This is a genomic window from Allobosea sp. FW305-C-101 (assembly GCF_058783685.1).
Genome location: NZ_JBYSYT010000005.1, coordinates 198,270 through 211,153, shown reverse-complemented (window position 1 = coordinate 211,153; position 12,884 = coordinate 198,270). Strand labels below are relative to the sequence as shown.

General features: G+C 67.8%; 11 protein-coding genes. 4 read left to right on the top strand and 7 right to left on the bottom strand.

Going from position 1 to position 12,884, the window contains the following annotated elements; translation table 11 throughout:
- Nucleotides 1–2 precede the first annotated feature (2 nt).
- Nucleotides 3–542, bottom strand: a complete 540-nt coding sequence (locus AC3WMA_RS21065; protein ID WP_492287292.1) for a hypothetical protein — start codon at nt 540–542, stop codon at nt 3–5.
- A 203-nt stretch (nt 543–745) separates the two neighbouring features.
- Between AC3WMA_RS21065 and AC3WMA_RS21060 the strand changes: the two genes are divergently transcribed.
- On the top strand, nt 746–4,174 hold the full coding sequence (locus tag AC3WMA_RS21060; protein WP_492287291.1) for a hypothetical protein: 3,429 nt from the start codon (nt 746–748) through the stop codon (nt 4,172–4,174).
- A gap of 9 nt (nt 4,175–4,183) precedes the next feature.
- Here the strand turns inward: AC3WMA_RS21060 and AC3WMA_RS21055 are convergent, their stop codons facing one another.
- From AC3WMA_RS21055 to AC3WMA_RS21040, 4 genes are all read right to left on the bottom strand, one after another.
- Nucleotides 4,184–4,528 carry a lipid-A-disaccharide synthase N-terminal domain-containing protein gene (locus AC3WMA_RS21055; RefSeq protein WP_257732267.1) on the bottom strand — a complete coding sequence of 115 codons (345 nt, stop codon included), beginning with the start codon at nt 4,526–4,528 and terminating at the stop codon, nt 4,184–4,186.
- A complete protein-coding gene (locus AC3WMA_RS21050; protein ID WP_492287290.1) occupies nt 4,528–5,271 on the bottom strand; it encodes a glycosyltransferase family 2 protein in 744 nt (247 codons plus the stop codon). The genes AC3WMA_RS21055 and AC3WMA_RS21050 overlap by 1 nt, the downstream gene beginning before the upstream one ends.
- A gap of 93 nt (nt 5,272–5,364) precedes the next feature.
- On the bottom strand, nt 5,365–7,062 hold the full coding sequence (locus AC3WMA_RS21045; protein ID WP_492287289.1) for an ArnT family glycosyltransferase: 1,698 nt from the start codon (nt 7,060–7,062) through the stop codon (nt 5,365–5,367).
- A gap of 216 nt (nt 7,063–7,278) precedes the next feature.
- Nucleotides 7,279–7,536: a hypothetical protein gene (locus AC3WMA_RS21040; protein WP_492287288.1), complete on the bottom strand. Its 258-nt coding sequence runs from the start codon at nt 7,534–7,536 to the stop codon at nt 7,279–7,281.
- 104 nt (nt 7,537–7,640) lie between these two features.
- Here AC3WMA_RS21040 and AC3WMA_RS21035 point away from each other — a divergent pair, with 104 nt between their 5' ends.
- A complete protein-coding gene (locus AC3WMA_RS21035; protein WP_492287287.1) occupies nt 7,641–7,928 on the top strand; it encodes a hypothetical protein in 288 nt (95 codons plus the stop codon).
- Nucleotides 7,929–7,932: 4 nt separating this feature from the next.
- On the opposite strand, the gene AC3WMA_RS21030 is transcribed toward AC3WMA_RS21035, so the two are convergent.
- A complete protein-coding gene (locus tag AC3WMA_RS21030; RefSeq protein WP_492287286.1) occupies nt 7,933–8,943 on the bottom strand; it encodes a hypothetical protein in 1,011 nt (336 codons plus the stop codon).
- A gap of 44 nt (nt 8,944–8,987) precedes the next feature.
- Nucleotides 8,988–9,974, bottom strand: coding sequence for an extracellular solute-binding protein (locus tag AC3WMA_RS21025; RefSeq protein ID WP_492287285.1), 987 nt, complete (start codon nt 9,972–9,974; stop codon nt 8,988–8,990).
- 111 nt (nt 9,975–10,085) lie between these two features.
- Between AC3WMA_RS21025 and AC3WMA_RS21020 the strand changes: the two genes are divergently transcribed.
- Both AC3WMA_RS21020 and AC3WMA_RS21015 read left to right on the top strand, forming a co-directional pair.
- Nucleotides 10,086–11,129, top strand: coding sequence for an ABC transporter ATP-binding protein (locus tag AC3WMA_RS21020; protein ID WP_492287284.1), 1,044 nt, complete (start codon nt 10,086–10,088; stop codon nt 11,127–11,129).
- Entirely contained in the window at nt 11,126–12,799 is a 1,674-nt protein-coding gene (locus AC3WMA_RS21015) for an ABC transporter permease (RefSeq protein WP_492287283.1), read from the top strand. The genes AC3WMA_RS21020 and AC3WMA_RS21015 overlap by 4 nt, the downstream gene beginning before the upstream one ends.
- The last annotated feature ends 85 nt before the right edge of the window (nt 12,800–12,884 follow it).

Here is a 12,884-nt window from a genome sequence, read left to right as displayed (position 1 = left end):
CCTCAGCGCGACTTGATCCGGGCGAGTGCGAAGTCCAGCTTCGGCACCGTTTCGGCTGGCGGTGCATCGTCAGGAAGATGGCGCGCGACCTTCGCCATGAGCTGGTCGAAGCCGTTGTCATAGGGCGAGAACCGAATGCGGGGGCCGCCGAAGCCGGAAATCCAGTAGTAGCCCGTCAACTCCACCCCGAACTGCGAGAGCTCGTTCCACGACAGGCTTCGTTCCTGCAGGAACATCGTCCGGCGCTCTATCCGCTCGCCGTTCCAGCGCACGCGCTCGATGATGATGTGAAGCGCCAGCACCAGCGTCACCAGCACGAAGAAGGCGGCGATCGGGACAGGCGCCTTGCCTGCCGCTGCAACGAGGGTCCCGACGGCCGACACCACCACCCCACTGACCATGCCCAGCCAGGAAAAGGGTCCCGGCGTCAGATAGCTCCAGCCGCCGCTACGCTGGGCGCGTCGCCGCTGGAAGCAGGTGCAGAGCGCGACCATCATCATGAAGGCCGGAACGAAGAGCGCGATCTGGCTCAAGGTCGACATGCGGCCTCATCGGCAACGGATGCAGCCGAAGAAGCCTAGCCGATGCCGCGGATACCGACAAAAGCGGCCTGGAAGGATGGCAAACAAACCCTGTTTGCCATCCGCCGGTGCTGGCCTCGGAAGCGCCTGCGTTAACACCGCATTATGGTTGACGCGCTAGCGTGCCGAAGGGCCGCTGCGTTCTCCGGACGCGGCGAGGCCCAGTGTCGCGTTGGGTCGAGTATCACGGTTTGCGTCTGTCGCGCTCCCTCGCCTTCGGTATCGGGCTGGCCGCTCTCGCGCTCGCCGCCGGCCTGGAGACGCCTGCCCTGGCGGCCGGTGCGAGCCTGCGTGGCGAAGCCATGCCGGCCGGCTTCGGCCGCCTGTCCCTGACCTTCGACGAGCCGATCCAGACCCGCATCCGCGTCGCCAACGGCGTGCTGATCGTCGCCTTCGGCGGCCAGGTCCAGGTCGATGTCGCGCGCATCGCCCGCGAATTGCCGAGCTACGTTTCGGTCGCCCGCGTCGACCCCGATGGGCGCGGCATGCGCTTCGCGCTGACCCAATCCTACAAGGCCAACCTGATCGAGGCCGGCGACAAGGCTTTCATCGATCTCCTGCCGCAGAGCTGGTCCGGCGTCATGCCCGGTCCGCCGGCGGAAGCCCTCGCCGAGCTGACCGAGCGCCTGCGCCTCGCCGAAGTCAGGGCGAAGGAGGCCGCGCGCCAGCCTGCCGCCCCCCCGGCCGTGCTCACGATGACCACGGCCAGCCTGCCGACGCTGGACCGCCTGATCTTCAAGGCTCCCGCCGAGACCAAACTCACCGCCAACCTGTCCAACGGCAGCCTGAAGCTCGTCTTCGACCGGCCGATGAATGTCGAGGCCGGCGCGATCCGCAGCGCCCTGCCCACCGATATCGGCCTCACCGGGCTCGATGCCGGCAAGGAAGCGCTGAGCCTGACCCTGTCCCTGCCCAAGGACTGGCAGATCCGCAGCTTCGACGACGAGACCGGGCTGGTCGTCGACCTGCTGCGCCCCGTGAAGCAGGAAGCGCCCTCGCTCACCGAGCTTGCAAAGCCGCCCGTGCCGACGCCCCCGGCAGCAGCGCCGCCAGCCGAGCCTGCCGTGAAGCCCGCAGCAATTCAGCCGGCTACGCCCCCAGTGCAGGCCGCAGTTGCAGCGCCAGCCGCCCCCGAAGTGCCGCCGGGTCCCGTCGTGGTCAGCGCCGACGGCAAGCGCCTCAACTTCCGCTTCACCCGCCCCACGGGTGCCGCCGCCTTCCTCGATGCCGGCGTGATGACACTGGTCTTCGACACCCGCGACACGATCGACCCCGCGAAGCTCGCGGGGGTGATGCCGAAGCTGATCGAGGAGAGCTCGGTGACGCGCGAGGGCAAGGTCACCCTCGTGAAGCTCAGGCTGGCCGGCCAGCCGCTGGCTCGCCTGTTCGACAACGGCCCGGCCTGGTCGCTCGACCTCGGCGAGGATGCTGGCCGCCCCGCCGCCCCGGTCGAGCCGCAGCGCAGCATGGACGAGCGCGGCCAGACCATCGTCGCAGTGCCTCTCGCCGGCCTCACCGGCATCCACTGGCTGGAAGCCGGCCCCGCCGGCCTGCCCGTTGCGGTCGCGACCGCGACCGGCCCGACCCGGCTCACACCCAAGCCCTACCAGTTCGTCGAATTCGGCCTGCTCCCGACCGCGCAGGGCCTGGCCGTCCAGGCGCATGCCGACGACGTCGCCGTGCGGGCCGGCACCGAACAGGTCCGCATCGGCCGCAGCGGCGGGCTCAACGTGTCGCTCGATATCGGCGACCCCACCCACAAGGCCGAGGAGAAGACCGAGAAGCGGAAGGTCGCGCCGCTGCTCGATGGCGATGCCTGGGCGGAGCTACGCGTCGGCAACCCACTTGAGCGCGCCCGTACCCTCCTGCTCGACGTCACCGACGCCTCGCGCGGCCGCAAGTCGGACGCCCGGCTGGCACTCGCCCGCTTCTATGCGGCCCATGGCTTGATGCCTGAGGCCGCCGGGCCGCTGAACGCCATGCTCGCCGACGACAAGGCGATGCGCGGCAATCGCGAGGCGCTTTTCCTCAGGGGCGTCATCGCCACCGGGATGTATCGCGACCAGCAGGCACTGGCGGCCTTCGATGCCGACCCGATCAAGGACGATGTCGAGGTCGGGCTTTGGCGCGCTTTGGTCGAGCAGCGCATGAATCGCGATGCGCAGGCGCTCGTCGGCTTCCGCCGGGCCGAGGCCGTCATCGACCGCTACCCGGCCGATCTGCAGGGCGTGTTCCGCGAGGCGACGGCACGTGCCGCCCTGGCCCAGCAGGATATCGCTGTCGCCGAGCGCCAGATCCAGGCTTTGGCCGATATGCCGCGCGGCAGCTTCGACCAGGAGCATCTCGCCCTGCTCCAGGCGCGGCTCGACGATATCAGCGGCCGCCCGGAAGCCGCGATGAACGGCTACAAGTCGCTCTTCGAGGCCAAGAGCCGTCCGATCGCCGCCGAGGCGCAGTTGCGCGCCGTCAAGCTGGCCGATGCCGAGAAGCGCACCGACATCAAGGCCGACGAGGCCATCGCCCGGCTGGAGACGGTCTCCGTCATCTGGCGCGGCGGCAGGCTGGAGATCGAGGCCCTGGCCGAGCTCGGCCGGCTCTATGGCGACCAGCAGCGCTGGCGCGACGCCTTCATGGTCGCGCGCCGCGCCAACGAGAACTTCACCGAGGACCCGCTGACCCGCCGCATGCATGACGAGACGGCGCAGCGCTTCGCCGAATTGTTCAGCGGCAGCGGCCTCGGCAAGCTGCCGCGCATCGAGACGCTGGCCCTGTTCTACGATTTCAAGGAATTCCTGCCGATCGGCCGGCGCGGCGACGAGATCACCCGCCTGCTCGCCGACCGGCTGGTGGAGCTCGACCTGCTCGACCAGGCGGCCGAGATCCTCAAATACCAGATGGACCGCCGCCTCAGCGGCGCGGCGCGTTCCACGGTCGCGGCGCGGCTTGCCATGATCAACCTGATGAACGGCAAGCCCGCCGACGCGGTGCGCGCGCTCAACACGACGCGCATCGTCGAACTGCCGGCCGACGTCAAGCGCGCCCGCCTGCTGCTGGAGGCCAAGGCGCTCTCCGACCTCTCGCGCACCGATCAGGCGCTCGAAATGCTGGAGGCCGAGCGTGGCCCCGAGATCGACCGGCTGCGCGCCGACATCTACTGGACCGGCCGCCGCTGGCGCGAGGCGGGGGAGGCTTACGAGCGTCTGCTCGGCGAAACCTGGCGCGGCGATGGCACGCTCAATGACAGCGAGCGCGCCGATGTGATGCGCGCCGGCGTCTCCTATGTGATGGGGAGTGAGAACCTGTCGCTCGACCGGCTGCGCAGCAAGTTCGCGCCGAAGATGGCCCGCGGCGCCGATGCCCGCACCTTCGCCTTCATCACCGGTGCGGACCGGACGCGCGCCGCCGACATCCGTGAGATGGCGCGCGCCACCGCCAATGCCGACACGCTCTCGGAGTTCCTGAAGGCCTATCGCGAGCGCTATCCGGACTATTCGGCCGCAATGCGCAAGCCGCAGGCACCTGCCGCCGACAAGCTGCCCTCGCCCGCCGATGGTGCAGCGGCCGAGCCCGGAGCGCCGCCCTCGCGGAGCTGAAGCCGAGCCCTAGCCCGGTCCGGAATTGGTATCCTCGCCGCGCGCCCTGGCGCGCAGGACGAATTGCAGGTTGCGGATATAGACGAAGACGCCGAAGCCTTGGCCGAGGATGAAGACCGGGTCGCGCCGGTAGAGCGCATACATCAGCAACAGGGCGCCGCCACCGATCGAGAACCACCAGAAGGTCATCGGCACGACCGAGCGCCCGGCCTTCTCGCTCGCCAGCCACTGCACGACGAAGCGCATGGTGAAGAGCCCCTGCGCGACGACACCGAGCAGGACCCACCAGTCGATATTGTTGACGAAGACGTCGTGGAAATAATTGCCGATGGTCTGCTGCAGGTCGATGAGCATCACATCGTCTCCGAGACGATCTGGGGCACGCGCTTGCGCCGCCGGATCAGCCACCAGACACCGGCGAGATCGAGGATACCCACCCAGAGCCGGTCGAAGAAGCCGTAATTCGAGACGCCGGTCAGCCGCGGCCGGTCGCGCACGTCGACATGCAGCACCTTGTGGCCCTCGCGCGCCATCAGCGCCGGCATGAAGCGATGCAGCGCGTCGAAATACGGCAGGGCGAGATAGGCCTCTCGGCGGAAGCATTTCAACCCGCAGCCGGTGTCGCGCGTATCGTCCTTCAGCACGCGCACGCGCACGCCGTTGGCGATCTTCGACTGCCAGCGCTTGAAGCCGGTATCCTTGCGCCCGACGCGCTGCCCCTGCACCATCCCGGCCTGGAGCCCGGCCTTCTGCAGGGCTTCGACCATCTCCGGCAGGAAGGCGGGATCGTTCTGGCCGTCGCCGTCGAGCGTCGCGACGATCGCCGAGCGGGCATGGCGCACGCCGCTGCGCACCGCCGCGCTCTGGCCACAGGACTGAGCATGGGTGACGACGCGCAGCCAGGGCCGTGTCGTCGCGAGCTCGGCCAATGCGGCGGCCGTGCCGTCGGTCGAGCCGTCATTGACGTAGACGACCTCGAACGGGCCGATTCCCGCGCAGGCCTTCTCGATATCGGCGACGAGCGGCGCGATGTTGCCGACTTCGTTGCGCACCGGCACGACGACGCTGAGCAGCGGATGGGAAGAGGTTTCGGTCAAAGGAGGATCATCCGGAAAAACGGCCCGCAAACTGCGTCAGCTTAGCCGAGAGGGCAAGGGTTTCGAGCAGAAGGGTTTCGGGCGCGATGGTTCTCAATTGGGCGAGTTGGCGAAGACGGCGATCTCCAGCTTGCGCCCGCCATTCAGGTTGAAGCCGTTGATCGTGGTCACGAGGCGCGGCTTGACGCTCTGGCTCGCCAGCGCCGAATTGAAGTCGTTGGCGAAGCGGCTCTCGACGAAGGCGACGCGGCAGCCGGGCTGGTTGAGGAAGGCCGCCGCATCGGCGCCGCTTGCAGCCATCGCGAGCTTCGTGCCGGTCAGGAAGACGAGGCTCGGCTCGCGGTAGCCGAGCGTCAACACGGCCGGTTCGGCGCAACCGGCGGCCTTGACCGTCTCCGCCAGACGCGGCGACAGCTTCAGCGAGCGCAGGCTCTCGATGGCGAAGGGATAGACGGCGATGGTCAGCAGCAGGCTCGCCGGCACGCAACGCCAGAGCGCACCCTCGAAATCCTGCCTGCGGAAGGCCGCGATGACGCTGATGCCGATGAGCAGAACGAGCGCGAAGAACGGCAGCGCGAACCAAGGCACGGCCCGGTCCAGCGTCCAGTTGCCGAACAGGATCGTGCCCATCAGCGCCAGCGGCACGATCACGACGAGGCAGGCGGTGAGCACCGCGCCGCGCCGGTAACGGTTGATGCCGCCGTTGAGCACGGCGAGCAGCAGCAGTGCGGTGATCGCCGGATAGAGCGGCAGCACGTAATGCGGCAGCTTGGTCGGCACAGCCTCGAAGACCAGCCAGGACGGCACGATCCAGGCGATCAGGAACAGGATCTGCGGCTCCCTGCGGCGCACCCAGGCGAAGGGCACCGCCATCGCGGCGAAGGCCGCCGCCGGCCAGTAGGTCGCGAAGAAGACGACGAGATAGAGCCCGGGCGGCCCCCAGTGCTTCTCCTGCCCCTCGGCGACCTTGCCGAGCATGTCCTGCCCGACGCTGTCGGCGAAGAAGCTGCCGCCGGTCTTGATCATGATCGCCGCGAACCAGGGCAAAGCGACCACGAGGCAGAGCAGGATGCCGGCGCCGAAGCGCAGCGGCTTCAGCCAGCGGAAGGAGCGCTGGCTCGCACTCAGTACGAGGATGGCGAGGCCCCAGACCATCGGCACGATCGGCCCCTTGATCAACAGACCGAGCGCGGTGGCGCCCCAGAACACCAGCCAGTTGCGCCGGTCCGGCACGAAGGCGAGCGAGCGCGTCCAGTCGAGCCAGGTCCGCGCCAGCGCGCCCATGGTCGCAACGGCGCAGGCGGCGAGCAGCGCATCCGTCTTGGCAATGCGCGCCTCGACGCCGAGCAGCACGGCGACCGCCATCAGCGCCCCGCCGAGCAGGGCCAGCGGCGGCGAGAGAAAGGCCAGCAGCGCCCAATAGGTCAGGAGCACGGTCGCGGTCGCGCCGATCAGCGAGGGAATGCGGTAGAGCCAGATCTGCGTACGCGCCTCCGGCACGCCGAGCGCCTCGCCAGCCTTCACCGCCGCGCTCTGCAGCCAGTAGATGCCGACCGGCTTCTTGTGGCGCGCCTCGTCCTGGAAGCGGATATCGACGAAATCGCCGCTCTCCAGCATCTGCTTGCTCGCTTGCGCGAAGCGCGGCTCGTCGCGGTCGAGCGGCTGGAGCGTGCTGTATCCGGGCAGGAAGGCGACGAGCGACAGGAGCAGCAGGAAGATGCAGGCCCGCAGATGGCTGGCCGAAGCCGCTTCCTTGAGGCGGTCGATCGCTGGCGTGAGCGAAAACATCATTCATCCCCGCGGCTGCCGGCCGCAACTATCCAGAATGCCGGCTGCCGCCCGATGGCGGGCCATTCAGGCACCATCAAGGCGGTGCCGCGCGGGGTTTACGCTGCCGGGCCATGGTCGGCAAGCGCCGAAGGCCGATGGAGCCCATGCGGGGGCTGGACCGCATCATGGATTGCGATGCAGCCGAGCACCCTCGGCTGCCCCAGTGTCCGACCTTCGTCAGTCGATCGACGCCTTGTTGTCGATACGGATCGCCTGGACCATGCGCGGTGACAGGGTCATGGCCTGCTCGGACGCGGCCACGGCGGGATCAGCCGCGACCGACAGGCTGACCGGCAATTCGCAAGCCGCCCTGGGGCTGAGCGCGTAGGCGGACCCCAGCGCCGGCAGACTGACCGTCTTGACGAAACCGGGCTCGGCCAAGGCCGGGGACGAAAGAGCCGCCGCAAGGGCGGTGATGGCAACGAACCGCAACATGGTTGCTCTCCGCGTTTCCCCCGCTCTCACAACGTGGCAAGGCGGCGCCTGTTCCGTCGGACGAAAGCCAGGCTATGCTCAGCGGGAATGGGGGAAGGCTCGGCATGGCGCGCCTGCTGACCAAGGCATTGCTGGCAGGCCTCGTCGGCCTCGTCATCGGCCCGCTTCTGGGCCTGATCTGGGTCTTCGGGCTGATGCTGTTCGACCCGAAATGCGGCCCCGGCGATTCCGGCGGCTGCGCCATGGGCCTGCTGACGGTGCCGGTCGTCCTCGCCCTGCCGAGCTTCGTGCTGTTCGCGCTCGCCAGCCTGATCCGGAACCTGTGGAGGCTGCGCCCGCGTGACCCCGCCGCCACGATCCGTAAATTGCGGAATTGGGGCCGCGAAGACTGACCCCTCAGCGGTCGAAGGCGATTCCGAGATAGGTCCGGTCGTCGGTCCAGCTATCGGCCCCGGAGCCCTTCACGCTGGCATAGGGACCGATCTTGTCGGGATCGATCCGCTCGACCTCGGCGAAGCTGGCCTCCCATGCCGCCACTCCGAAGGCGTCCGGCTCGGCGAAATACCCGTCGCTGAACAATTCGAACGTCGCGACCTCGGTAGCGGGATAGTCCGCCGTGAAGACATGCCGATCGGCGATGGCGAAGCCGTCGAGCACGCCATAGCCGAGATCGCTCGTGGGGTGATTGGAGAAGGCGCGCTGGCCGCTGATGCCGCTATCGACCAGCCGCTCGATCTCGGCCCGATCGATCGTCGGCATCTCCTCCTCGCAGAGGCGCAGCACATGCGCCCTGATCGTGGCGCAGGCCTCCGCGCCCAATCCGGCCGGTGGTTCGCGCAAGCCGTTCCAGACGGCATCCTCCGAGATCGCGCGCTGAGGCAGCGGATCGGCCCGCACCCTGCCGAGATGCGCCCAGCATTCGCGCCGGATCAGCGCCGTCACCCGGTCGAGCGGCTTCTCCTCGACATGGCGGACCGTTCCCAGCGCCTTCCCACTCAGCCTAATCCCGGAATCGCCGACCGAGACCAGTTGCAGCGCCGGGCCGTCATGATAGCCCAGCGCCAGCGTGCAGCCGATCCGGGAGGCGGGATCGGCCGAGGCCTTGTCCAGCAGGCCATGCGCCGCATAGCCCGCCTGCAACGCATCGCCCAAGGCCTGAACCAGCCTGCGCACACGCTCCGGCCCGCCGCGAACGCTCAGGTCCTCGTCGAGCAGGAAGCGGGTGACCTCCGTCGCCACCAGGCCGGAAGCGAAGCGCCCGGCCCGCATGGCGCCGAAGCGGCGCCCGCTGCGGTCGGTCACCCCGTCGATCACGGCATAGCCGCGGCCGGGCAGGATGACGACGCTGTCCTCGTTCTCCTCAGGGCTGGCGAAGCGCTTGCCGAGGCTGAAGCATTCGATCTGCATGGTCGTCGTCGTATCCGGCTGTCAGCGTATGCCCGTCGCCCCCGTCAGTTGCCAGTCACCTGGCGCCACTTCTCGATCAAGGCCTTGGTGCCGCCGAGTTCCTCGACGGACTTGAGCTTGACCAGGGTCAGTTCGGACAGCGGCTTCACATCGCCCGGCGCGGCGACGTCCTTGCGCACCGAGCGCCGTCCGGCTTCCTTGACCAGCGCCTCCTGCGTCTTCTTCGACAGGGCCCAGTCGATGAAACGCTTCGCCGGCTCCGGATTGGGCGCGCCCTTCAGCATCGCCACGCCGTCGGGCGAGGTCGTGGTGCCGTCCTCGATATAGGAGATCTTCACCGGCGCGCCGCCCGCGACATACTCGAGCGCGTTGTCCTCGAGCGTCAGGCCAAGCGGCGCCTCGCCATCGGCGACGAAGCGCGGCACGGCGCCGGAGCTGTCGGAGAAGACGAAATTCTTGGCGAGCTTGCCGTAATTCTCCCAGCCCTTGTCACCCCCGGCGGTCAGCACCGTCGTCATCTGCTGGAAGGCCGAGCCGGAATTGTCGACGCGGGCCGAGGCGACCTTGCCCTTCCATTTCGGATCGGAGAGCGCAGCCCAGGTCTTCGGGACGTCGGCTTCCTTGACCATGCGATTATTGACCATCAGGACGTAGATGACGGTCGTGTAGGGCGTCCAGGCCGGGTTGCTGACGAAGCGCTCGTCGATCGCGCCCTGGTCCTTCGGCGCATAGGGCGCGAGCAGGTCGGCATTCTCGCCCAAAAGCGAGCCGGTGACGCTCCAGATCACGTCGGCCTTCGGCGCGGCGGCCTCGGCACGGGCACGGCGGAAGACGTCGCCGGAACCGAGTTGCACCACCTCGGCCTTGATCCCGGTCTCCGCCTCGAAGAGCGGGATCATCTTCTGCACGATCGAGGATTTGTGGGCGGTGTAGAGCACGACCTTGTTGTCGGCAGCATGGGCCGCTCCCGCGGCGCCAAGCAGCCCCGCCGCGAGCAGAATGCGCCCGACCCAGATTTTGCGCGACGTCATGATGTTCCCGATCCTCTCCCAGGGCGTCGATCTGTGCCGACGATGATGAGCCATCTTGCCGTCCAATCGCGGCCATGCGCAACTAGGGGAAAGGGGAGATTCTTTGCCGGCATGGCTTATTTGAACGTCGAAGGCGCGATCAAGCGCTACGGGGCTACGACGGCATTGAACGGCGTGTCCTTTTCCGTCGCCCAAGGGGAATTCTTCACGCTGCTCGGCCCGTCCGGCTGCGGCAAGACGACCTTGCTGCGCTCGATCGCGGGCTTCTCGCAATTGTCGGAGGGCAAGGTCTCGCTCGCCGGCACCGATCTGCTGGCTGTGCCACCGCACAGGCGCGATATCGGCATGGTCTTCCAGGATTATGCGATCTTCCCGCATCTGACCGTCGCCGAGAACGTCGCCTTCGGCCTCAAGGCGCGCAAGGTCGCCGCGTCCGAGATTCGCGACCGCGTCGCCGAGGCACTGGCGACCGTGCGCCTCTCGGCGCTGTCCGAACGCCTGCCGGCTGCACTCTCTGGCGGCCAGCAGCAGCGCATCGGCATCGCCCGGGCGATGGTGGTGAAGCCGCGCCTGCTCCTCATGGACGAGCCGCTCTCCAATCTCGACGCCAAGCTCCGGCTCGACCTGCGCGACGAGATCCGCGACATCCAGCGGACGATCGGCATCGCCGCGATCTATGTAACCCATGATCAGGAGGAGGCGCTCGCCATTTCCGACCGGATCTGCGTGATGGATGGCGGCTCGATCGAGCAGATCGGCACGCCCCAGCAGATCTATGGCCAGCCGGCGACCCGCTTCGTAGCCTCCTTCGTCGGAACGATGAACTTGCTCGCGCCCTCCGCCTTCGGCCTGCCGGATGTGCCGGGCGTGGCGCAATTGGCGCTGCGGCCGGAGCGCCTGCGCCTCGCCGAGGCGGGAGAGGCCGGACACAGTGCCTCCGCCATCGCCGGCGTGGTCGAGCATTTCACCTATCTCGGCCGCGAGGCGCATCTCACGGTCCAGGCGCAGGGACACCGGCTCGTCGCGCAGATCGCCGCCCCTCCCCCGAACCTCGTCATCGAGGCCGGCCGCGAGATCAGGCTCGGCTTCGACCGGGCCGACCTGCACGCTTTCGATGCCGCAGGCCGGCGTCTCCAAACGGAGCTTGCGGCATGAGCACGGTTGCCGCCCCGGCAAGGCGCATCGGCTGGCGCCCGGATTTCTGGACGCTCGTCGCGGTAGGAGCCTGGGCGATCCTGATCGTGCTGCTGCTCATCCCGCTCGGCCTCGTGCTGGTCTCCAGCTTTCGCGACGAGAGCGGTGCTCTCACCCTGGCCAACTGGCAGCGACTGTTCACCAGCACGCGTTACTTCAACGCGCTGATCAACACGCTGATCGTCGGTTTCGGCGGGCTGGCCGGCGCGCTCCTGCTCGGTTCAGTCATGGCGTTCTGCATGGCCCGCCTCCGGATCAAGGGCGGCCGCTTCGTCTCGATGATGGCGATCCTTGCGCTGGTCTCGCCGCCCTTCATCGGCGCCTATTCCTGGATCGTGCTGTTCGGCTCGGGCGGCATCGTCCGGCAGACCCTGATGGGCTGGGGCATCTTCATGCCGCCGATCTACGGCGTCTGGGGCATCCTCATCGTCTTCGCCTTCAAGTTCTATCCTTACGTCTACCTGCTGACCTCCGGCGCGCTCGCCAACATCAATCGCTCACTGGAAGAAGCCGCTGAGAATCTCGGGCTGACGCCGTTCCAGCGCGTGATGAAGATCTCGTTCCCGCTGGTCCTGCCGGCGCTCTCGGCCGGCGGCCTGCTGGCGCTGATCCATGCGATCGCCGATTTCGGCACGCCGCGCCTGCTCGGACGCGGCTTCAACGTGCTCGCGACCGAGGCCTACACCGCCTATTCCGCCGAGATCGGCTCCAATCTCGGCATGGCGACCACGCTCAGCCTCGTGCTGATCCTGATGTCGATGATCTTCGTCTTCATCCAGCGCTACATGTCGCGGCGCAACGTCTATCACAGCAACCTGATCAACCGGCCGGAGAAGATCCAGCTGCGTGGCTTCGCCAATGTCGCGGCCCATGCGGCGGTCTATTTCATCGCGCTGGGCGGTGCGATGCCGGCGATCATCGCGGCGATCTACTCGATCCGGAAGACGAACGGCCCGGTCTTCCAGCCCGGTTTCGGCCTTGAAAGCTATACCCGCATCATCGCCACGCTCGGCGACGTCGTGCGCAACTCGCTCGTCTTCTCCGGCGTCTCGGTGCTACTGATCGTCGTCATCGGCACGCTGATCGGCTGCCTCGTGACAAGGCGCAACACCGCGCAGAGCTCGCTGCTCGATGCGACCCTGATGGTGCCCTATGTCATGCCGGGCATCGTCGTCGGCGTCGCCTTCATCGCAGCTTTCAACACGCCGCCCCTGGCGATGACCGGCACGGCCGCGATCATCATCCTCTCCGTCTTCATCCGCCGCCTGCCCTATGCGGTGCGCTCGTCAGCAGCAGCACTGCGGCAGGTCGGGCCGAGCATGGAGGAGGCCGCGATCTCGCTCGGCTACAGCCCGGTCCAGGCCTTTCTCAAGGTCACGATCCCACTGATCCTGCCGGGCATCGTCGCCGGCGCGATGCTGTCCTTCGTGACGGCGGTCAACGAGCTTTCGTCATCGCTCGTGCTCTATGTCGGCGGGACGATCACGATGCCGGTCAAGATCTACATCGCGATCAACGACGGCGACTACGGCACGGCCGCCTCGCTCTCGACGATCCTGCTCGTGCTCAGTGGCACGGCGATCTACCTGGCCTTCCGTCTGCTGGGCCGCGACGAGCGCGCCTTGCTCTAAAGGCACAAAGCCCGGCAAGGTCGACAGGCAGATCATGGCCCGGTTCTTGAAACGCCGCTACCGAGAGGCCATCTCTCGGATCAGG